17 protein-coding genes and 1 pseudogene are annotated in these 20,700 nt (G+C 66.2%); 11 read left to right on the top strand and 7 right to left on the bottom strand.

The window, feature by feature from the left end:
* The first annotated feature begins 141 nt into the window (after positions 1–141).
* From NAM01S_RS15990 to NAM01S_RS16000, 3 genes are read left to right on the top strand one after another with little or no spacing between them, the layout of a single operon-like run.
* Positions 142–822 (top strand): hypothetical protein, encoded by a 681-nt coding sequence (locus NAM01S_RS15990; protein WP_067786192.1) that lies wholly within the window; start codon positions 142–144, stop codon positions 820–822.
* Positions 819–1,967 carry a radical SAM protein gene (locus NAM01S_RS15995; protein ID WP_067785919.1) on the top strand — a complete coding sequence of 383 codons (1,149 nt, stop codon included), beginning with the start codon at positions 819–821 and terminating at the stop codon, positions 1,965–1,967. The genes NAM01S_RS15990 and NAM01S_RS15995 overlap by 4 nt, the downstream gene beginning before the upstream one ends.
* 12 nt (positions 1,968–1,979) lie before the next feature.
* Positions 1,980–2,630 carry a hypothetical protein gene (locus tag NAM01S_RS16000; RefSeq protein WP_253798858.1) on the top strand — a complete coding sequence of 217 codons (651 nt, stop codon included), beginning with the start codon at positions 1,980–1,982 and terminating at the stop codon, positions 2,628–2,630.
* Between the two features lie 51 nt (positions 2,631–2,681).
* Here NAM01S_RS16000 and NAM01S_RS16005 read toward each other — a convergent pair whose 3' ends face one another.
* Positions 2,682–3,128, bottom strand: a complete 447-nt coding sequence (locus tag NAM01S_RS16005; RefSeq protein ID WP_253798861.1) for an NUDIX hydrolase — start codon at positions 3,126–3,128, stop codon at positions 2,682–2,684.
* A 350-nt stretch (positions 3,129–3,478) separates the two neighbouring features.
* On the opposite strand from NAM01S_RS16005, the gene NAM01S_RS16010 reads away from it, so the two are divergent.
* Together NAM01S_RS16010 and NAM01S_RS16015 are read left to right on the top strand one after the other, a co-directional pair.
* Positions 3,479–3,694 carry a hypothetical protein gene (locus tag NAM01S_RS16010; protein ID WP_157107756.1) on the top strand — a complete coding sequence of 72 codons (216 nt, stop codon included), beginning with the start codon at positions 3,479–3,481 and terminating at the stop codon, positions 3,692–3,694.
* A gap of 96 nt (positions 3,695–3,790) precedes the next feature.
* A complete protein-coding gene (locus NAM01S_RS16015) occupies positions 3,791–4,192 on the top strand; it encodes a DUF4254 domain-containing protein (RefSeq protein ID WP_084483003.1) in 402 nt (133 codons plus the stop codon).
* 60 nt (positions 4,193–4,252) lie between these two features.
* Here the strand turns inward: NAM01S_RS16015 and NAM01S_RS37305 are convergent.
* From NAM01S_RS37305 to NAM01S_RS16030, 3 genes and pseudogenes are all read right to left on the bottom strand, one after another.
* Positions 4,253–4,738: pseudogene (locus tag NAM01S_RS37305) on the bottom strand (pentapeptide repeat-containing protein); the annotation flags it as partial.
* A gap of 252 nt (positions 4,739–4,990) precedes the next feature.
* A complete protein-coding gene (locus NAM01S_RS16025) occupies positions 4,991–5,356 on the bottom strand; it encodes a hypothetical protein (RefSeq protein ID WP_067785925.1) in 366 nt (121 codons plus the stop codon).
* Between the two features lie 164 nt (positions 5,357–5,520).
* Positions 5,521–8,970 (bottom strand): phosphotransferase, encoded by a 3,450-nt coding sequence (locus NAM01S_RS16030; RefSeq protein WP_067785927.1) that lies wholly within the window; start codon positions 8,968–8,970, stop codon positions 5,521–5,523.
* Positions 8,971–9,355: 385 nt separating this feature from the next.
* On the opposite strand from NAM01S_RS16030, the gene NAM01S_RS16035 reads away from it, so the two are divergent.
* Positions 9,356–9,811: a hypothetical protein gene (locus NAM01S_RS16035; RefSeq protein ID WP_255284314.1), complete on the top strand. Its 456-nt coding sequence runs from the start codon at positions 9,356–9,358 to the stop codon at positions 9,809–9,811.
* Positions 9,812–9,929: 118 nt separating this feature from the next.
* On the opposite strand, the gene NAM01S_RS16040 is transcribed toward NAM01S_RS16035, so the two are convergent.
* Complete coding sequence (locus tag NAM01S_RS16040; RefSeq protein ID WP_067785931.1) at positions 9,930–11,393, bottom strand: nuclease-related domain-containing protein; 1,464 nt, start codon at positions 11,391–11,393, stop codon at positions 9,930–9,932.
* A 276-nt stretch (positions 11,394–11,669) separates the two neighbouring features.
* Here NAM01S_RS16040 and NAM01S_RS16045 point away from each other — a divergent pair, with 276 nt between their 5' ends.
* Entirely contained in the window at positions 11,670–12,119 is a 450-nt protein-coding gene (locus tag NAM01S_RS16045) for a hypothetical protein (protein WP_084482989.1), read from the top strand.
* Between the two features lie 63 nt (positions 12,120–12,182).
* Here NAM01S_RS16045 and NAM01S_RS16050 read toward each other — a convergent pair whose 3' ends face one another.
* Positions 12,183–14,033: a vWA domain-containing protein gene (locus NAM01S_RS16050; protein ID WP_067785933.1), complete on the bottom strand. Its 1,851-nt coding sequence runs from the start codon at positions 14,031–14,033 to the stop codon at positions 12,183–12,185.
* 269 nt (positions 14,034–14,302) lie between these two features.
* Between NAM01S_RS16050 and NAM01S_RS16055 the strand changes: the two genes are divergently transcribed.
* From NAM01S_RS16055 to NAM01S_RS16065, 3 genes are all read left to right on the top strand, one after another.
* Positions 14,303–16,504, top strand: coding sequence for an elongation factor G-like protein EF-G2 (locus tag NAM01S_RS16055; RefSeq protein ID WP_067785935.1), 2,202 nt, complete (start codon positions 14,303–14,305; stop codon positions 16,502–16,504).
* Positions 16,505–16,560: 56 nt separating this feature from the next.
* Positions 16,561–17,304: a DUF4191 domain-containing protein gene (locus tag NAM01S_RS16060; protein WP_067786202.1), complete on the top strand. Its 744-nt coding sequence runs from the start codon at positions 16,561–16,563 to the stop codon at positions 17,302–17,304.
* A 271-nt stretch (positions 17,305–17,575) separates the two neighbouring features.
* Positions 17,576–18,127, top strand: coding sequence for a dihydrofolate reductase family protein (locus NAM01S_RS16065; protein ID WP_067785937.1), 552 nt, complete (start codon positions 17,576–17,578; stop codon positions 18,125–18,127).
* Positions 18,128–18,246: 119 nt separating this feature from the next.
* Here NAM01S_RS16065 and NAM01S_RS16070 read toward each other — a convergent pair whose 3' ends face one another.
* The gene (locus NAM01S_RS16070) at positions 18,247–18,699 is read right to left on the bottom strand and encodes an RDD family protein (protein WP_067785939.1); all 453 of its coding nucleotides are present in this window, start codon (positions 18,697–18,699) and stop codon (positions 18,247–18,249) included.
* Positions 18,700–19,089: 390 nt separating this feature from the next.
* Here NAM01S_RS16070 and glnA point away from each other — a divergent pair, with 390 nt between their 5' ends.
* On the top strand, positions 19,090–20,526 hold the full coding sequence (gene glnA / locus NAM01S_RS16075) for a type I glutamate--ammonia ligase (protein WP_067785941.1): 1,437 nt from the start codon (positions 19,090–19,092) through the stop codon (positions 20,524–20,526).
* Positions 20,527–20,700: the final 174 nt, after the last annotated feature.

Below are 20,700 nucleotides of genomic sequence, written 5' to 3' on the forward strand. Positions count from 1 at the left end.
ACAGGTCTTTTCGACGCTACCATTCTGCCGCGAGGGCGGTATTCCAATGCCGAATAGCCGTATTCGCTTGCGTGCTACCAGTTTTGACTGTCCAGCGCCATCGTCGAGATGTCCAACAAGACCTCTCACGAAGGAGTCGCCATGACGCTCACGCTCGTGGTGCCAATCCTAGGCCCACCGGCAGTTGGAAAGACTACGCTCACGCTCGCTCTCAGCAGCGACGCTCGCAGGCACACTTTCAGATTGCGCGACCAGGTCCCGGCGGAGGTTCTCGCCGCAACCGCCGGAACAGCCGAACGTCTCGGCTGGATCGGCACCCACATCGTCGACCAGACGCTGCGTTCCTACTTGGATTCCATCGTTCATCGCGACGTCGATGTCGTGCTGATGGACAACTTTCCAGGCTCCGCCGAGCAGGTATCGCTGCTGTTGGACGCCCTCACGCACTCCGCGCCGACGGCCAGGGTGGAGCCGATCGAGATGCGCGCGGACAGCAAGGTTCTCCGCAATCGCGCACGCCGTCGCCGCGTGTGCCAGCGCTGCGAGAAGGATCCAGTCGCCGACCCCCGCATACCGGCCAGGTCATCAGTGCTAGATGACTGGCTCTGCGGCAAATGTGGCACGCTTCTGCACTTCCGTCGCGGCGATGCACCACGGCTGCTCGCCGCCCGGACCAAACGATTCGACAGTTCCATCAACGAGATCCGAGCAGCGTTCACCGCCAACGGCATCGACATCACGATCCTCGACGCCGCTCTGCCCACCGACAACGCGATCCATCTGGTCGAACCGATGCTGAACTCTGGGAGCGCAATCTCATGACCTCGATTCCATTGTCGACACCCACTGTCCGTACCGACCGCTACGGTCACGCCCGGATGCCGCGCAACTTCACCGGACCCGAACCCCAGCGCGTCGACAAAATCGCTTACGGCAGATTCCGAAACGTCTACCTCTACATCACCGAAGCCTGCCAACTTCGGTGCGAGCACTGCTACATGGGCGAGCGGCTGGAGCGGGCACTGAAAATGCAGCCGCAACAGATCGTCGACACCCTCACTGTGTGGCGAAAGATGGGCGGGGACAAGCTGACCATCCTCGGCGGCGAGCCGACGCTGCACCCGTTCTACGTCGACTCCATCCGCGCGGCAAGCAAGATCGGCTACGGCCACGTCATCACCACCACCAACGCTCAACAGCCCGCACGCAAGAAGTTCGCCAAACTCGAGCCGTCCGACTTCGCCTACGTGCAGGTCAGCCTGGACGGTGGTAGCGCCGAAACCCATGACGCCGTGCGCGGGCAGGGCACCTTCGACATCGCGATGGAAACCACCGCCGAACTCTGCGACCGCGGCTTCGACACACGCATCATCTGCACGGTCAACAAGGCCAACGAGCAGGACGTGCTGAACCTGCTCGACATCGCCGACGACATCGGCGCCTCACTCGTGAAATACCACGTGTTCAGCACGATCGGCACCGGCCACGGGAACCCGGACATGGCGATGACACCGCCGGAATGGGTCGCTTTCTGCGACACCCTCGAAGACGCCGCGCCTGAGTACGAGACAAGGGTCTGGTTCCAACCGACCTACGCGCGCCGCGACCAGATGGAACGGTATGCGGGCGAGGGCTATCAGGGTTGCATCGGCCGGACCCTGGACCGGATCAGCATCTTCCCCGACGGCCGCGCCTACGTCTGCTCGTACCTGTTCGACACCGACATGTACTTCGCCCAGATGAAGGGCGACCAAGTAGTGCTCAACCGTGAGACCCCGAACAACGAGTTCGACCTGTTCACTCTGCCGCTGGTCGGCAGCTCATGCGGCGGCTGCAAGGAATCCGCCTGCCTGGGCGGCTGCCCGGCAGAGGAGCTCGTCATGGGCGCATCCTCTTGCGCCACCTACCCCGACATCGTGCCCGTCTGCCGGTTGTGGAAGTCCAGCGCGAAGCCCGAATCCGTCTAGGAGACAACCGAAGTGAACACTGTCGAACAGATCATCAAGCCACTGCGCGACATCGACTGGAACAACACCGAAGCCGTCCACACCTCGGTACGGCCCGTACTCGACGAACTCGCCACCGATCGCCAGCTGCTTCGAACGTCGGCTCTCGCTGCCCTCGACGACCAGAAGTTGCTGTCTCTGTGCGAGCACTACGACATCCTCGACAAGCTCGTGCTGTTCAGCGATCCGAGCGGAATCCGGTTGCGGCTGCATGTCTTCCAGCCCGGCTACTTCGACCGGCCGCACAACCACCGCTGGACATATTCCAGTCGCATCCTTCGAGGCCGGTACCTGCACCGACTCTACGGAGACGCCGAGCTCGACTCCTCGCTTCACCCCGGAACACTGGACGCGGTGCAAGTCCGCGAGGAAGTCGTCGGCACGTCGTACACCCTGAGCCACAAGGCAATCCACGCCGTCGTGGCCGAACCCGGCACGGTGTCGCTGGTCGTGCGCGGGCCCGCAGTCGCCGAACGGTTCCTGGTGATGGACGCAGCCACCGGCGCGGCCTGGTGGCAGTACGGGGCCGCACAGGAATCGGAGGAGGATTCGCGAAAGAAGCGAATGTCGCGCGAACGGATGAGAGAGGTGATCGACCAGCTCATCGACTGGATGGTCCTCTAGGCCAGGACCAGGCTCGTGTCGGGTGCCGCGGTCGGCACCCGACCGACATGCCTACCAGCCATAGACCGAGAACGGTTCGCCGACAGCGATCGAACCCAGCGCCGCCCGGCAATACCCGATCATCCGATCGGGCAGCTCGCCGGGGGCAAACCATCCCAGCGCGTTGCACTTCTCCGGTTCCCGATTGATCGGAGTTCCAGCCCAGGCGCGAACCATGAAGAAGAACGCGGCCCGGCCGCCGGAGCTGGAGTTGTGCATTACGTGCGCGAAGTGCACGTCCTCGGGGGCGATCACCACCCCGATCTCCTCGGCGGCCTCGCGAACGAGCGCGTCGACGACCGACTCGTCGGACTCGAGGTGACCGGACGGCAAGTGCCAGGCTCCGTCCTCGTATCCCGTATTTGCTCGCCGCCCGAACAGGTACCGCCCCTGATCGTCGACCAACACCAAGTGTACGTCCCCGATCAGCTTGTGCCGCTTGGTCACTGTCGCGCTCACAGCGTTCTCCTCCCGATCCAGTGCGCGCCGACTGGCGCGCGCCGACCGTACGCCACTACTCGCGCCGTCCGTATTCCAATATCGAATAGTCCAGGAGCACGAATGACCACGACCGTTGTCCGCTACCGAGAGGACGGCCATCTCACAGTTCAGCCGCAAGCAGCTGGATGGCTGACGGCCATCATTGCGTTCAGCGCAGCGGCGAAAGCCGGCCGGGCCGACGCCCAACTGCCAGAGTCGGAACGACGCGGTTACAAGATGCGCGTGCCGACTGTGCCGGCGCCGAGTGGGCGTCACCGGAAGGAACGGTGATGGTCGAGCGTTGCTACTCCGCTCACGAGGTGGCGTACGTGTATCGCGAGTTGGGGTCGCCGGCCCAGCTCAAGGAACACGGGGTTCGGATTCTCGAATCCGGGCAGCGGGTGTGGCTTCCGATGACCGATCACCCCACAGGGCAGTTTTGGGTCTCGCAACCGGTGGACGCCCAGTCGCTGCCGTCGCGGACTTCGGTGATTGCCGTGGCCTGCCAGTTCATTGCCCGCCCCAACCCCGCGATCGCGTGGTGATGACCGATGCGCGCCCTATCAAATCCAGTCGCAATCGCGGGAGAGCTGTCTGGCACCGAACGGGCCGTTGCGGTGCTGTTCCCCGCCGGTGAGGCGATGTTGTCGGCGATCCGTGGTCATCACGTCGGCGTCCACCCGCTTACGCAGCTCGCCCACCAGCTCGGGCTGCTGTATGAGGTCCGACTCACCGGGCCAGTCGATGAGTGTCGGAGCAGCAGTGTCGAACTCATCTTCGCGGTGGACTTGTGGGTCGCCAACCACTCACCGGACCCGCATCCCACCGCGACCCTGCACACCGAAACGCTCGGCGCGGTGATCGACCGGCTCGCCGAAGCCCAAGTGCGCGCCTACCACCTGCTGATGACAGTCGATCCGGCCGATCCGATCGTGCACGCGGCCTGGTATCGACTCGCGGAACTGGTCGACGGCTACACCGACTTGACGACCGCCGTAACCCAGCGGGCACGCCGCCTCCCCGCACCGCGAGATCGCCGCTGAATATCCATGGTCTGCCATGCACAGTTGGGATATGACCCAGGTGCGCGTTCAGCCCGGGTGTCACTCCACCACACGTAATTCGGGGGCGCCCCTGGCGGCAAACCATTCCTCCAATTGCCGCCCCGCGAGGAGTTGATCGTCGACCAGCACCGGGCCGCGCACCTCACCGCGGCTATCGGCGACCTTGGCACCCGACAGCTGCGCTTCACTCAAGCGGGTAGGCGTTGGGCCGAAGTGGCATCCTCGGAGATCCGCACCGCGAAGATCGGCCCCCCGGAAGTTGGTGGAACTCAGTTCAGATCCGCGCAGATTCGCCTGGCGCAGATCGGATTTCACGAAGCTGGACCGGAAGAGGTTCGCGCCGGACAGGTTGACGCCTTCTGCTTCAGACCCGTCCGCTTCGGCCTTATGGAGGTAGGCACCGGACAGGTCCGCGTTTTTCAGCTTCGTACCGAGCAGCGTGGCCCGGTCGAGGTCGGCTCCAGCGAGGTTGACGCCGTCGAGATCAGCCACCGCGAGATAGGCATCCGAGAGGTCGAGATCGCGGAGATCTGCGCCTGGAAGTCCAAACCAGCACCGCCGAGTGCACCGCGGGGGCCGTCACCCGCAGCGGTACGGATCCGAATGTATTCCTGCGACGCAGTACACGCCGACCGGTCGGTCGGCCATCCGTGCACCTCGTATGAACGTTCCCTGAATTCCTCCCCCACCGTGCCACAGTACCCGGCCAACGGGACATACCACCGCGCCACCTTCCGAACCGATGCGGCGGCTTTGAGGTAGATGAATCCGGAAACTCTAACGCTTGTCCGTCGTAGCCAAGAGCTTATGCAGGTCGAATACCAGTAACTCGCTGTATTCGCCGACGCTCGCAAAACTGTCGAATATCGAGCGCGCCACCGATTCTTCTCGCTGCTTGTTTCCCTCGAGGTCGCGAATCGTTACTACAATCGGGTATTTCGAGAAAGGAATACCGAAGTCATCCTCGTAATCATGGGCGGTTTCTACTTCGACGACCCAGTGTTCGACAACAGCACGGTGAATCGGTGCGTCGCCCGAAGTATGATCGAGATGCAGCTCGACGCCAGCTACGAGTCCAATATCCCGAATGACTTCCGCGTCACTCTTGCCAGCTCGCACGAAAATCTCATGAAATGCGCTCATGCCCCGCCCTCTCCGCGCGCAGTGGTTCTGTCAGGATAGGCGCTGGTCGACGCTGGTGGGTTCCATCGGCGCCGAACGGACCTGCGGGCGTACAGCTTCTCGACAGCAGCGGGCTTGCCACTATCCCGAACGGAGGCGGTTCGATGCCGGGCACCTCGCGGCGCTCAATACCGTTCGCGCAAAGCCTCTTCCACCATGTCCGCGTCGACCGGCTCGCTCTGCCCCCATACCTCCCGAGCCAGCCGCAACTTCCCCACCATGCTCGCCACCAACGCCGCTTCCCTCTCCACACCCGCGCTCCCCTGCGCGATCACCTTGCTGTACCGAACCGCGTCGACGATGACGGACTTCACCCGCTCGTGTTCGAGATAGATCCGCAGATCACGCGACCACTCGCCGCTGGCGGCCTCGGGTTCGGCGGCGGTCCACGCGGTGAGGAACGCTTCCTGCTCCTCCGGAAGGTAGCCCATCTTGTGGAGGTGGGTCGCCACGTCGTACAGCGGGTCGCCGTACACCGCGAGCTCCCAGTCGAGGAATACGACGCGCCCGTCCCGCAGGATCATGTTCTTCCGATGCACGTCGGCGTGCACCATTCGAAAAGGCCTGGGCTCGAGGGAGTTCCATGCGTCGATGACGCCATCGAGTGGCCGTTCGGGCACACCCAGTCGCCGGTACAGCTCGCCGAAGGCCGGACTGCTCTCGCGATAAACCCGCGCGGTGACGGCGGACAACCGCCGACCGAACGCCGCCGGATCATCGCCCCACCCGTCCTCGACCGGCGGCAGCATTTCCCGCGGAATTCGCCGCAGCTCGGCGAACAGCATCGCCACGTCGCCCGGCACATGGGTCGGAACAGCCGTGCCGCGCGGCGCGATTCGATCGAGCAGGTCGCCGTCGATGTGGTCGTGGATCTGGTAGGCGGGCTGGACCGATTCCCAGCGCAATCGCGGCGCCGACACGACGAACGGCTCGATCGCCATCAGGACGGCGGGTTCGGGCCACTGCCGCAGATCCATCATGTCGGCGCCGTCGACGGCGATCCGCACGTTCACCGCGCCGATCGGGCTGTCGAGTCGGACGTTGTGGTTGTAGTACCCCGCAGCGGACTGCGTCTGCGCGAGCGCTCGGGTGTACATCTCGTCGGCATCGATGCCCAGGACACGCGAGATCAGCTGTGCGGCACCTTGATCCATCCTCAACCCAGGTGTCGGTGGCTGGATGAGCAATCGGGCGGCGGCGGCCGCTTGTGAGACGTCGGGTTCCGTCCAGCCGAGCAGCGCCAGTACCGCTCGTGCCACGAGCACCAGTCCCGGGTAGACGTTCGCGCCCTCGAACTCGGATATCGCCCAGCGCGCGCTGCGCAGAGCTTCCTCGCGCTGACCGCGACGCGGGAAGACCCCGGCGCGGAACAGTTCGGCCCTTGCACGGCCCGATCGGTAGCCGGCACGCTCGAGGATCTCGCACGCGTCGGCGAGCGCCTGCTCGGCGGCGTCCAGTTCGCCGAGTGCCAACCGCGCCAAACCCATTGCAGTGTATGCCTTTCCGAGCTCGTGCAGTGCGCCGAGCTCGCGTTGCCGGGCTATGGCGGTCGCGGCGGCTTCTATCGCCAGTGACGGGTCGGTGAGGGCTTGGAGTTCGGCGACGTTGGTCGCGACGTTGGCTTGGCCGACGACGCTGCCTGCGGCTCGATAGTGTGCGTCGGCCTCGGCCAAATACTGTGCGGCCCTGTCGGTATCGAACGACAGCCGATAGGTGAGATGACGCAACCGCGCCACATCTCCCAGGAACGCGTGGTCGTCGGGGTCGGCCATGGACACGAGTTCCTCGCACATGGCAAGAGCTTGGCCGAATCGCCCCTGGCACATGTGCAGGTCCGCCGCCCACAGTCCGGCGTCGAGTCGGGCCCGCCCGGTTCCCCGCGACCACACTTCCTGGTAGATCGCCAAGGCGTCGTCGGTGTCGCCGAGAATGCGGCGCGCGTTCGCCGCGGCGACGGCGAGCCGCTCCGCGATCGGTCCGCTCCCGTCCAAGGGGACATCGTGGGTAAGCCGCTCGGCTTGCTTGGCGTCACCGATCAACAGCGCCGCTTCCGCTTCCAAGCACCGCTCGAGTTCCGAGAGCTCCGCCATACGTGCCAGGTTCTCACGCGAGTCGCTCAGATAGCGGTGTAGATCGCTGATAACGCCGCCGATGCCCTGACTTCCGCCTACCGCGACGATCCGATCGGTGTACTCGAGCAGCGCCACCGCGGACAGAGTTCCCGCCCGAACACCGTGGTATCCCGCCTCGCGTAATGCCAAGACTCGTCCGGTCGGTCGTTCCGCGCGCGCGAGCCAGTGCTCGTGCAGAACCGCGTGCAGAGTTCGCGCAACCTCGGCGTCCAAGCGCCGCCGCAGCGCCGCCACCATCAGCTGGTGTAGTTGGTAGCGCTCGCCGCCATCACTCTCATCGGCGGCATACACGAACGAGTACGCGATCAACGACTTCCACGCCGCGACGTGACCGGGCAACTCGAATCGCCGTGTCACGGTGGTGAATATCTCTTGATCGAAAGTTCTTGGCAGACCGAGCAATTCCAGCGTCCGCACCTCCTCTGGGCGCACGTGCTGGAGGAAGCGTTCGAGAATCACCTCCGGGGAGACCAGTTCGGCGGGCGCCACCCATCCTGCTCGATTCCAGGCGTCGATGGCCAGGTGCAGGTAGAACGGCACGCCCGCACTCGATCTCGCGATGGCCGCGCGCTCGGCGGAGCCCTCGATTCCCGAGGAGTCGAGTAGTTCGAATCGGGCGTCGGTGGGCAGATCGTCGACCCGCACGGTCCGCACGCGGGCTGTCCACTCGGGGTCGTGACGCTCCCAACCCAACGGCTCGCGGCTGGCGATCACGACCAGGCCGGTGTCCAGCTGCGCGACGACATCGCGCAACCAGGCGTCGGACGCCGCGGCGCGGCCCTCACGATCGGTGCCACCCATCAACGCCTCGTAGGCGTCCAGGAAGATGACGTAGGGTTCCTTGCCTTGGGTGCCGGCCTTCAGGTCCTCGGCGAACAGGTACGAAACGGCTTGCTCCAGGCTCGCGAGACTCAGTTGGTCGAGCTCTTGGAGGACCGGATCATGACGAATCCGGTGTGTACGGACAGCCCGCCGGGCGCCGAGGTCGAGCAGCCGGGTCGCGGTGCCGAAGACCGGAATTCCCGTGGCGTCGTTGAGGATTTCGGTCAGGATCTCGCTGTGTTCGGTGAGTGCGAGCGAATCGGCAGTGAGGCGCAGATGCGGATGCATGCGCTGCCACAACACCGCGCACGCTATGTCGAACCGGTGGAACTTGATCTTCTGCGCGCCGAGCTGAACGCGCAGGACGGCGAGCCCTTCGGCGGCCTGACGGTGACTCGGCACCTGCAGATCGAGCACCGCCGCGGGATGTTTCTTGTCGACCCGTCTGCGCAACTCGGTGATCAATCGTGACTTACCGATTCCCCCGACACCGCTGAGCAGCATGACCCGGGGATGTTCGGCGGCTTCGGCCAGCAGCTCGTCGAATCGGGTCAGGACCGGTACACGGTCGACGAACGGACGGCTGGAAGCTCCCGGCTGAAATCGCGCGGTCAACACCATGGTGTGGTCCCCCTCGTGACGAGCACCGCACAAGTCTGCCAGAACACATATCGCGAACGACCCTGAAACACGCATCCCTTCAACGGGCGGAAGGAGCCGGTGCGGTCGAGGCGGGACGCCGAGTCCCCAGGCAGTGCGGTCGATGTGATGGAACCGAGCGCGGAGTTGGTGCGTCCAACCTGAGCATGAGGAATGACAGGGACAACGCGGGTGAGGATATTCCCGCTGGTGGCGGGCAGCGGCGGGAGGGGCAGCGGAAGGGGAGGCAGGTGGGGTGTCGGGTCAAGAGAGGAGGAGGGGGCGGGGGGCTTCCTCGGTTCCGAGGGGGACGGCGATGAGGTCGGTGCGGGGTTGTGCGGGTGTGACGAGTTTGTCGTGGGAGGAGGTGGCAACCCATTTCGACCCGCGTGACGGTGGTGTTCTTCCGGATGTTCACGTTCCGGGCACGTCTGTCGAGGATTGGCAGTCGTTGTTCGATCTGGTTCGGGAGAGTGGGTGGGGGTGTGAATATCGGGAAGGGTTCGCGCGCTTGCCGTTTCCTTCGGCGGCCGAGGTGTTCTCGCGTTCGGCCGAGGGTGAGTGCGTAGAGGTGTATGTCAGGCCTGTGCCGGATATGTTGGCGATTTTTCGTGCGTATTCGGCGGAGGAGATCGACTTCGATGTCGATCTGAGGGAACTTCAGGGGCAGGATCGGCTGGATATCCTGTGCGGCTTCCTGAGTGCGGTCGGGCGGCGGCTGGGCAAGCCGGTGATCATGACGGCGGAAGGGTTTCGCGAGTGTCCGATTCTCGGGTTCGATCCCGCCGTCGACCGCGTGGTGCTGTTGGCCGCGGAAGGTTGAGAGGCACTCGTCGGCGAATGTCGGATTGTTTCCGGCGCGGTCGACTTCGCGCAGGGTTCAGAGTCGCTCCACCAGGCAGCGCAGTGCCAGACCGTGCTCGAACGCCTACGCGTCGCCGTCAGCAGTCCGGCGGGAACGGCAAACACAAAGGCGGCAAAGGCATCGCGCCCGTCTGCTCGGCGACTTGCGCGGGCGGCGGGACGACTTCCGACTGCGGAACGGGCTGCGGTGATTCGACCGCGTTTCCGGTCCGTGCGGAGCATGTAGAGGCCATCAGCCAGACCGCGCAGAGAGTCGCGGCGATAACCGCGCAGGCGGCCAACTGCTGGAAACGATGCCCGTCGAGCGCTATCGAACCCCTGAGGGACTCGAAAGTTCTCGAAGGAGAAATCGCCCGTCCGAGGACCATCGCGCTCCGCCGCGTTTCCGGAGTGACTGTCGAGACGCGGCGCAACGGTTTCGGCTCGATCTCGGGCGTGTCCCAGATCCGACTGGGGAGGGATGGGGCGGCGGCACGCGGAAGGACAGGGCTTTCGGTTTCCGGCAGTATCCAGGACGACCAACGGTCGGTGAACTGCGGTTCCGCAGGGCTTTCCGGCGGCGTGGGAGCGGGAACGTCGACGCTCACCGGGTTGGGGGCGTCCTCGACCAGGACCGCGGTCGCCGACGAGGATGGCATCTCGGCCCCGTCGGAACGCGACGTCCGTTGGGTATCCCGGTCGACCGCGGAGTGTGTCGCGTACGGGAGATCGGGCGCGTCTTCGCCGAATTCGTCTCCCGCCGACTCCACATCCTCCGGTTCGATCGGGGGCACGTCCTCCGGTTCGATCAAGGGCGCGTGTCCGGTGCCGCCGCCGGACCTCCGTGGCGGCCGGAGCGGTTCGACGTCGGGATCGGGCTCGATCCAAGGCGTTTGCTGTTCCCTCGGCCGCCGATCCGGTACGGCATCGGCGAGTCGCTTTCGCTCACGAGGAAAGCCCTCGGCCACAAGGTCTTCCACCAGCACCCACTCACCGACATTCAGCTCTGTCAGCAGAGCGTGAACATCCTCGGCGGTCCACACGAACCGCCTACCCGCGGTGCGGTGAAACCAGGCGCGCAGTTCGCTCGGTGTGGAGCCGAGCACGACACCGCATCCCTGCCGCGATTCGACGTCCAAGACCACGGTGGATTCCCGCGGCGGCACGACGACGATCAAGCCGTCGACCAACGCTTCGGGATGGCGAAGGTCTACCACCGCCTTCAGGCTCGCGACGTTGTTCGTAACGCGGTCGAACGGGCTCGCGTCTCGAGCACGGATCGGATCTCCGTCGAACCCCGGCAGTCGCCAGCGGCCGTCGGCCTCGACGGTGAGCGTTCCGGAACTCGCCTCGGGAACCATGTCCACGGTCTCCAGGACCACCACCGCGCGGGGCGTGATCACCACCAGGTCCGCTTCCAGCGCTCCCTCGTCTCGATGCCCGAGGGGGCAGCCCGAGATGGCCAGTCCCACAATGACGTACTGACCCGTCCATGTCCGGATCCACTCGAGCACCCGATGCTCGGCTCCCGGTATCGCCGTTCGTTCGTCGATGACCAACATCGGCGGCCACCTCCATCGCGTCCCAGACCAATCGACGGTTCAACGTTATTCGTCGCCGCGCCCGACGGCGAATCGAAAGGCACTGCAAGAACAGGGGATTGGCGACACGAGGGCCGACAAGGTCGGCATGTCGGCGAGACACGCCCGTCGCACGTTCCGGAGTCCGCCCGCTTCCGACGACGCCGGTCCGATCCTGCCGACTGAAACGAATACCTTTCCGGGTTCGACAGACCCGACGACCTGTTCGGCCACATCCAGTCCGAGGAGCATCTACCTATGAAACGCATCGTGAGGAAGATCGCCGGGGTCGCGGCGGCCGCCGCTGTGGCGCCGGTGGTGATGGCGGCGACCGCCCAAGCCGATCCGGGGCCGGTGTACTTCAGCGCGGGCAGTACGAACTGCGCGATCTACGACAACGGCACTGTCGGTTGCGATCTCGGGTCGCCGACGCGGTTGCAGTACAGCTTCCTGCCCTTCCTGCTGACGGTGAACGAGATCGTGATCGACCAGCCGTGGCTGCCCGCGCACCCGATGTTCGATGCCGGGGCGACGTACACGCTGCCCGGCGGCAATCCGTCGCTGAACGACGTGAAGACGGGGAACGGCCAGTGGGGCCCCTACATCGAGTACGCGGGCGCCCGCTGTGAGAGCGGGTTCCACGGGAGCTTCACCTGCCAGTCGAAGGGACGGTCGTTCACGTCCTGGAGTGGGACGATCTCGGCCTGACGCCCGAAACACCGAACCCGCTGGCACCCAGGGCAATTCGGGCGCCAGCGGGTTCGGGACGGATCAAGCGCGACGCCGGGCGACGAACCAGATCGCCACCCCGATGCCGACCAACGCGGCCACGCCGACACCGATGCCGACCACAGCCCACGGCGTATCCGAGCTCGAACCGCTCACTGCCACCGGCCGATCGGCGCGGGGCCCGGACTCCTCACCGAGGACGTCGGCGCTGCCGGTCACGTAAGTCGGTCCCGCTTCCGGCGTACCGGCGACAGTCAGATCGAGCTCGACCGGAGTCGGCGGCATCGCCGTCGCGCCGGACGGCAGACCAACCTTGACCGCGATGTAGTACCACCCGGCCACCGACTGACGCTGGACCTCCGAGTCGTTGGCGTCCCGGTTGGCGTAGCGGATCGGCACCGACGCGAGTTCCAGCTCGGCGGCCGTCCGGCCGGTGTAGGCGTTGGTGTCGGAGTCGACCCGGCGGCCGAGCGGCGAGTACAGCGTGGTCTCTACATTCGCGGCCGAGGTGTACCCCGCCCCGCCCGTCTCGGCGAAGCGCACCCGGTAGGCCAGGCCCTGGCCCCAGTCCAGCCGCACCTTGTAGAAGACGTACTCGCCGGATCGCACGGTGTCGGTGTACTTGCCGCTGCCGTCGAGCGTCGATGCGACGGTGAACGACCCGCCACCGCTGACCGGCCGCGCGGTCCCCGCCGGGGCGGTGAACGTCGTGGGCTCGCCGAGCGTGGTCGTCCCCGGATCGGTGACACCGGGTTCGATGCCGACGAGGATCTCCACCGGCAATCGTGCGGGTGCGCCCTGCGGTGCGATGTCCCAGTTGAGCTCGTAGTAGTACCGGCCTGCGCCCTTGCACTTGTCCGAGCTGCCGCCGGACGGCGTCGCGGCCGCCCCCTCGAAGGTGCTGCTGACGGTGAGCGCGACACCGTCGCTTGCGCCGGTCTCCAGCTCCCGTTCCCTGACGTTGCAATCGGTGCCGTCGCGGCCGTAGACGCGCAGTTCCAGCACGCCCATGTCGTCGGTGACGGATACGCCGGTCGTTCGAGGGAAGGAGACGATGCCGGTGAAGTAGGCGGTCGCGCCCGCGGGCAAATCCACGGCGTAGAAACGCTTTTCGTGCTGGCCGATGGTGTCGAGGTACTGACCTGGCTTCGCGACTGGCGCGGTCTGGTAGCCGTCGGTGCCGGTGATGGGCGTGCCGGTGGCCTGGTAGTTGCGCAGGGCGGCCGAACTCACCCGGGGCAGAATGCGTTCCAGCGCAGCGCCGTCGGCGGCGTCGCTATAGGTACCGCCGGTCGCCTGGGCCATGCAGGTCAGCTGGGCGCGCGCCTTGTCGTCGACGGCGAAACCGATCGAGTGGACGACGAGATCGACACCCTTCTGCTTCAGCTCCTTGGCGACGTCGCACGGGTCGGGCGGCGCGCAGGTGTCGTCACCGTCGGAGACGAGCACGATCGAGCGCGGCCCCGAGGACGGCAGGGCGTCGGCGGCCTGGCGCAGCGCGGTGCCCATGGGCGTCCAGCCGCGAGCCTGGATACCGTCGACGGCGCTGGTGAGCGCGGTCTTGTCGAGGGTGTTCGGCTGCCGCAGGATCTGGACGTCGCGGCAGCCTGTCGCCTTGTCGGCCTCGTCGTTGCTGGTGCCCGTGCCGTAGGTGGTGAGCCCGACCTGTGCCTCGGCGGGCGCGGAGTCGACGAAGGTGCGCACGGCCTGCTTCGCTGAGTCCATCATCGTGGCGCCCTGGTCGGGCCGCTGCATGGACCCGGACGCGTCCAGGATGAGCATGGTCGGGGCGTACTGGCCGGGTTCGGCGTGCGCGACGGCCGATAGCGCCGCAAGCGGAAAGGTGAGTGCCGCGGCGGTCAGTGCCGCGGTCAGCGTGCGATATCTCGACATTGTCCTCGATTTCGGCTACCCGGATGAAACCGGACAGACGTTACCGATGGAGCGACCCACCCTCCAGCCCCAAAACAGGTGGCACAAGCCACCTGTCGCTGTCGATCGCGGATGTTCCCAGCGCTGCCGAGACGATCTTGTTCGACCACCTCGGACCCGCGGATCGTGCACCCCGCTCCTCCCCCCTTCTCCCCCGATTCGTGGACGCACACCTGCCGATGGTGGGAAGCTCGATACAACCGCGGTGTCGAGGCGAGGAAGCGTGACACATGGTGGACAAATCGAGTGGACCTGCCGGAGGCAACGGCAGAGTGGTGACGGTGGATCGGCCGGAACGCATTCGAAATGTGGTCCTGGTCGGTCACAGCGGGGCGGGGAAGACGACGCTCGTCGAGGCGATGGCGCTGACGGCGGGCGCGGTGAATCGCGCGGGGCGGGTGGAGGACGGCACGTCGCTGTCGGACTACGACGAGATCGAACATCGGCAGCACCGGTCGGTGCAGGTGTCGGTGGTGCCGGTGGCGTGGCAGGAGATGAAGGTCAACCTGGTGGACACGCCGGGATACGCGGATTTCGTCGGCGAGTTGCGTGCCGGGTTGCGCGCGGCGGACGCGGCGTTGTTCGTCATCTCGGCGGCCGAGGGCTCCGAAGGGGTGAGCGGGGCGACGCGCGCGCTGTGGGAGGAGTGCGCGGCCGTCGGCATGCCGCGGGCGATCGTCATCACGCACCTGGACACCGCGCGCGCGGACTTCGACGAGATGGTGCAGACGTGCCGTGACGTGCTCAGTGGCGGAGCGTCGGAGAACATCCTTCCGCTGCATCTGCCGGTGTACGGGCCGCGTGGCGTGGACGGTCATCGGCCGGTCACGGGGTTGATCGAGCTGCTGCCCAACTGCGTCGCCGACTACGCCTCCGGTGAAGGGGTGCGCGGTGCGCCGTCGGCGGAGCAGGCCGCCGATCTGGACGAGGCGCGCAATCGGCTCATCGAGGGCATCATCGCCGAGAGCGAGGACGAGTCGCTCATGGAGCGCTACCTCGGCGGCGACGACATCGAGCTCGACACGCTGGTCGCCGATCTGGAGCGCGCGGTGGCGCGCGGCAGTTTCCACCCGGTGCTGTTCGGCGCACCCGCGCCGGAAGGTGCGCGGCAGGGCTTGGGCACGATGGAGTTGCTCGACCTGATCACCGGCGGATTTCCGGCGCCGACCGAACACATCGTCTCGGCGGCGCCCGCGACCAACGGCGCCGCGCCGACACCGCTGGCCTGCGATCCGAACGGCGCGCTGGCCGCGGAGGTCATTCGCACCGCGTCGGACCCCTACGTCGGCCGGATCTCGCTGGTGCGGATCTTCTCCGGCACCCTGCACGCCGACGACACCGTGCACGTCTGCGGGCACGGTCTGGCCGATCGCGGGCATCCGGACCACGACGTGGACGAGCGCGTCGGCGCGGTGACGGCGCCCTTCGGCAAACAACAGCGTCCGCTGGGCGAGGCCATCGCGGGTGACATCGCCTGCGTCACCAAGCTCGGTCACGCGGAGACCGGAGACACCCTCTCCGGCACCGGCAAGCCGCTGGTGATCGAGCCGTGGCCGATGCCGGATCCATTGCTGCCCATCGCGATTCGCGCGCACAGCAAGGCCGACGAGGACAAGCTCTCGCAGGGACTCGCGCGGCTGGCCGCCGAGGATCCCGCCCTGCGCGTCGAAAACAACAGCCAGACACACCAATTGGTGCTGTGGTGTCTCGGCGAGGCGCATCGCGATGTCGCGCTGGAGCGGCTGCGCACCCGGTTCGGGGTGCAGGTGGACACCGTCGACCACAAGGTCGCGCTGCGAGAGACGTTCGCGGGCAAGGCGACAGCGCGCGGCAGGCACGTGAAGCAGTCGGGCGGGCACGGGCAGTACGCGGTGTGCGAGATCGAGGTGGAGCCGCTGCCCGGCGGTTCGGGGATCGAGTTCGTGGACAAGGTGGTCGGCGGCGTGGTGCCGCGCCAGTTCATCCCCTCGGTGGAGAAGGGGGTGCGTGCGCAGGCGGCGCGCGGGGTGGCCGCGGGGTATCCGCTGGTGGACGTGCGGGTCACGCTCTTCGACGGCAAGGCGCATTCGGTCGACTCCTCCGACGCCGCGTTCCAGACGGCGGGCGCGCTGGCGCTGCGTGAGGCGGCGGCCGTGGCGGGCATCGACCTGCTGGAGCCGTTCGCCGAGGTCTGGGTGGTGGTCTCCGACGACTACCTCGGGCCGGTGCTCAGCGATCTGTCGAGCCGTCGCGGACGGGTGCTCGGCACGGAACCGCACGGGACCGGTCGCACCAGGATCCGCGCGGAAGTGCCGGAATTGGAACTCAGCCGCTACGCGATCGACCTGCGTTCGCTGTCGCACGGGACCGGGGATTTCAGCCGGACCTACGCGCGGCACGAGCCGATGCCGTCGCAGATCGCGGGGGCGCTCCGGGAAAACGCCAAGGCCTGAATACGACCGCCGTCCCGGCGCGAATGGCGAGCTCGGCGGCCACTATTCTGAAACACATGGCAGCAGGCAAGGGCGGTACACCGTCGAAGGAAGCGAAGGCCGCGGCTAAGGCGGCGCGCAAGAAGGCGTCGAAGGAGCGGCGCCAGCAGCTCTGGCAGGCGTTCCAGATGCAGCGCAAGGAAGACAAGCTCCTGCTGCCCCTGATGATCGGCGCGGTGCTCGGCATCACCGTGCTGTTCCTGGTGATCGGTCTGGTCTTCGATCTGCAGTGGTTCCTGCTTCCGATCGGCATCCTGCTCGGCGTGCTTGTGGCGTTCATCGTCTTCGGACGTCGCGTGCAGAAGAACGTCTACGCCAAGGCCGAGGGCCAGGCGGGCGCGGCCGCGTGGGTGCTCGACAACCTGCAGGGCAAGTGGCGGGTCAGCAACGGCGTCGCCGCGACCACCCAGCTGGACGCGGTGCACCGCGTGATCGGCCTGCCCGGCGTGATCTTCGTCGGCGAGGGTTCGCCGCAGCGGCTCAAGGCGCTGCTCGCCCAGGAGAAGAAGCGCACCGCGCGGCTCATCGGCGACACCCCGATCTACGACGTCATCATCGGCAACGAGGAAGGCCAGGTCCCGCTGAAGGAACTCCAGCGCTACCTGACCAAGCTGCCGCGCAACATCGACACCAAGCGCATCGACAACATCGAAGGCCGGCTCGCCGCCCTGAGCTCGCGCAGCGGGCCCGCGCTGCCGAAGGGTCCGATGCCCGCGGGCGCCAAGATGCGCGGGGTGCAGCGCACCATTCGCAGGCGCTGATCCGGTTTCGCGAGGCCCGTGTTCCACGATTGGGGACACGGGCCTTCGTCATTTTCCGGGTACTCGAGACGATCCACCCGGCGAGCCGCGCGGTCCACCAAGCGGCGCGATCCAGGCATGGCCGCATACCGATCGACGGCCCAGCGGGGTGGCCGACACTCGGCGGCTTCTCCGCGAATCGCGCGCGGCTGACTGGTTGGCATGGAACGGTTGGGAACAGCTTTTCCGATGAGAGCCGATGAGTTTCGAGCGCGCAGGAGGTCTACCCGTCATGAGGAAACTGATCTATGGGATCGGCATGTCCCTGGACGGCTATATCAACGACCGCGACGGCAGCATCGACTGGACCAACCCGGACGACGAGCTGCACCAGTTCCACAACGACCGCTACCGCCAGATCGAGATCTCGCTGCACGGCCGTCGCCTCTACGAGCTGATGGCCGAGTACTGGCCGCACGTGCCCGAGGACGCGCCGCCGATCGAGCGCGAGTTCGCCAGGCTCTGGACGGAGAAGCCGAAGGTCGTCGTCTCCCGGACGCTCACCGAGGTCCACTGGAACAGCACGCTGATCAGCGAGAACGTGGTCGAGGAGGTGCGCGGGCTCAAGGAAGGAGGCGATGGCGTCATCGAAGTCGGTGGCGCGACTCTCGCCGCCTCGCTGATGCCGCACGGGCTCATCGACGAGTACCAGGTGTTCGTCTCGCCCATGGTGCTCGGCGGCGGCACACCGATGTTCCCCTCGCTGGACAAACGCATCCCGCTCCGGTTGGCCGAGACGAGGCAGTTCGACACCGCGGTGATGCTGCGCTACGTCGCCGACTGAGTCCCGTCGTAGCCCCGACACCCCAGCCGGTCCCACACACGTTGCGCACGGTCTACATAGGCACCGCCTCTGTGAGGCGTGCGAAAGGTGTGTGGCAGCGATCCGAGGCGCTGGCCGCGTCAGCGCGATTTGACCAGCGCGGTGCCGGTCGCGCGGTCGTGCATACCGCGGCCATCTCCGTCGGTGAACAACGCGGGCACCACGAAGATCAGCAGCACTTGGCGGGCCAACGCGCGAACGAACCCGACCGGCGCGGCCGCGTCGATCCGGATGACCCGCAATCGCAGGAAGTACTGCCCGGGCGTGAAACCGAACAGCGTGACCGCGGCGACGCCGATGACGAACCAGATGAGCAGCGGAAGATTCGCGTTCACACCGCGCACGATCAGGGCCGAGACGCCGACGGCGATCATCCAGTCCACGAACAGCGCCGCGATCCGGCGGCCCATCCCGGCCAGCGAACCGGCGCCGTCGCGGGGCAGGCCGAGGTGTTCGCCGGGAAACTCGGGCGTAGCCGGGTCACCGGGGTCCGCCGAAGGTCCGGAAAGCCAGGATCCGGTGATACGCGCCATGGCCTCCAGGATAGGCGTACCTCCGCATCCGCTCCGGCCATGCGCAGGTTTGTGGACGGACTGCGTCCGACAGCGCCTGATCGGCGGCGGCCCCGCCCGCCCTCGGCCCGGCGCGGGTTTGCGGACGGAACGCGTCCGACAGCGCCTGACATGCGGTGACCGCATTCCGCCCGGCCGCGTCCAAGGGGAGTTCAGCCTCACAGGACGCGTCGTGAACAGCAGGACTACCATGCTTGGCGAGCCCGGGTGGCCATCACCACTCGACCAGCCGCACGTGTAACACTGGCGAAACACAGCCTTGACTGTAGGGAAACACCGCGTCCATAGCGTCTGGTCGCGACGAACCCATGCAATCGACACTGGCTGGGAACCGATCCGTAAGGAGAACAAGTGACGTTCAGCACGGCCGATGAGGTCATCCAGTACATCAAGGAAGAGGACATCGAGTACGTCGATATCCGCTTCAGCGATCTTCCCGGTGTGCAGCAGCACTTCTCGATCCCGGCCAAGGCCTTCACGGCCGACCTTGCCGAAGAGGGTCTAGCGTTCGACGGTTCGTCCGTCCGCGGCTTCCAGTCGATCGACGAGTCGGACATGCTCCTGCTCCCCGACTACACCACCGCGCGCATCGACCCGTTCCGCGCCGCCAAGACGCTGAACCTGAACTTCTTCGTCCACGACCCGTTCACCCGCGAGGCCTACTCCCGTGACCCGCGCAACATCGCGCGCAAGGCGGAGGAGTACCTGCGGTCGACCGGCATCGCCGACACCGCGTACTTCGGCCCCGAAGCCGAGTTCTACATCTTCGACTCGATCCGTTACGAGTCGAACATGAACGGCGCCTTCTACGAGATCGACTCGATCTCCGGCTCCTGGAACACCGGCGCCGAGTTCAACCTCGACGGCACCCCGAACCGCGGCTACAAGGTTCGCAACAAGGGTGGTTACTTCCCGGTCGCACCGTACGACCACTACGTCGACCTGCGCGACAAGATCTCGACCAACCTGCAGAACGCGGGCTTCGAGCTCGAGCGCGGCCACCACGAGGTCGGCACCGCGGGCCAGGCGGAGATCAACTACCGCTTCAACACCCTGCTGCACGCTGCCGACGACCTGCAGCTGTTCAAGTACATCGTGAAGAACACGGCGTGGAAGGAAGGCAAGACCGTCACCTTCATGCCGAAGCCGCTCTTCGGTGACAACGGCTCGGGCATGCACGTGCACCAGTCGCTGTGGAAGGACGGCAAGCCGCTGTTCCACGACGAGGCCGGCTACGGCGGTCTGTCGGACATGGCGCGTCACTACATCGGCGGCATCCTGCACCACGCGCCGTCGCTGCTGGCGTTCACCAACCCGACCGTGAACTCCTACCACCGTCTGGTTCCTGGCTACGAGGCCCCGATCAACCTGGTGTACTCGCAGCGCAACCGCTCCGCCGCGGTCCGCATCCCGGTCACCGGCAACAACCCGAAGGCCAAGCGCATCGAGTTCCGCGCGCCGGACTCCTCGGGCAACCCGTACCTGGCCTTCGCCGCCATGCTGATGGCCGGCCTGGACGGCATCAAGAAGAAGATCGAGCCGCTGGCCCCGGTCGACAAGGACCTCTACGAGCTCCCGCCGGAGGAGGCCAAGAACATCCCGCAGGCCCCCACCAGCCTGGCGTCGGTGATCGACCGCCTCGAGCAGGACCACGACTACCTCACCGAGGGCAACGTCTTCACCCCGGACCTGATCGAGACCTGGATCGACATCAAGCGCACCCAGGAGATCGCTCCGGTGAACCTGCGTCCGCACCCGTACGAGTTCGAACTGTACTTCGACGTGTAAGTCGTCGTACGGCAAGACGTTTCGAGCCCTTCCGCACTTCGGTGCGGGAGGGCTCGTCCCGTTTCGGACATACTCGCGCGTACCGCGACGATGGCCCTCGTCATCGCAATATCATTCGATTGATTCTGAATCTCCAGCATTTGTCGCTTCCTCGACCCCGCCCAAGGGAGTAGT

Origin of the sequence: Nocardia amikacinitolerans NBRC 108937 (assembly GCF_001612615.1) — a bacterium.
Lineage (GTDB): Bacteria > Actinomycetota > Actinomycetes > Mycobacteriales > Mycobacteriaceae > Nocardia > Nocardia amikacinitolerans.

Bases quoted from the DNA above. Each gene is read 5' to 3' on its own strand.
- NAM01S_RS15990 (WP_067786192.1), top strand. From the start codon at position 142: ATGACGCTCACGCTCGTGGTGCCAATCCTAGGCCCACCGGCAGTTGGA.
- NAM01S_RS16055 (WP_067785935.1), top strand. From the start codon at position 14,303: ATGGTGGACAAATCGAGTGGACCTGCCGGAGGCAACGGCAGAGTGGTG.
- NAM01S_RS16050 (WP_067785933.1), bottom strand. From the start codon at position 14,033: ATGTCGAGATATCGCACGCTGACCGCGGCACTGACCGCCGCGGCACTC.
- NAM01S_RS16045 (WP_084482989.1), top strand. From the start codon at position 11,670: ATGAAACGCATCGTGAGGAAGATCGCCGGGGTCGCGGCGGCCGCCGCT.
- NAM01S_RS16015 (WP_084483003.1), top strand. From the start codon at position 3,791: ATGTTGTCGGCGATCCGTGGTCATCACGTCGGCGTCCACCCGCTTACG.
- NAM01S_RS16030 (WP_067785927.1), bottom strand. From the start codon at position 8,970: ATGGTGTTGACCGCGCGATTTCAGCCGGGAGCTTCCAGCCGTCCGTTC.
- NAM01S_RS16070 (WP_067785939.1), bottom strand. From the start codon at position 18,699: ATGGCGCGTATCACCGGATCCTGGCTTTCCGGACCTTCGGCGGACCCC.
- NAM01S_RS16065 (WP_067785937.1), top strand. From the start codon at position 17,576: ATGAGGAAACTGATCTATGGGATCGGCATGTCCCTGGACGGCTATATC.
- NAM01S_RS15995 (WP_067785919.1), top strand. From the start codon at position 819: ATGACCTCGATTCCATTGTCGACACCCACTGTCCGTACCGACCGCTAC.
- NAM01S_RS16040 (WP_067785931.1), bottom strand. From the start codon at position 11,393: ATGTTGGTCATCGACGAACGAACGGCGATACCGGGAGCCGAGCATCGG.
- NAM01S_RS16025 (WP_067785925.1), bottom strand. From the start codon at position 5,356: ATGAGCGCATTTCATGAGATTTTCGTGCGAGCTGGCAAGAGTGACGCG.
- NAM01S_RS16060 (WP_067786202.1), top strand. From the start codon at position 16,561: ATGGCAGCAGGCAAGGGCGGTACACCGTCGAAGGAAGCGAAGGCCGCG.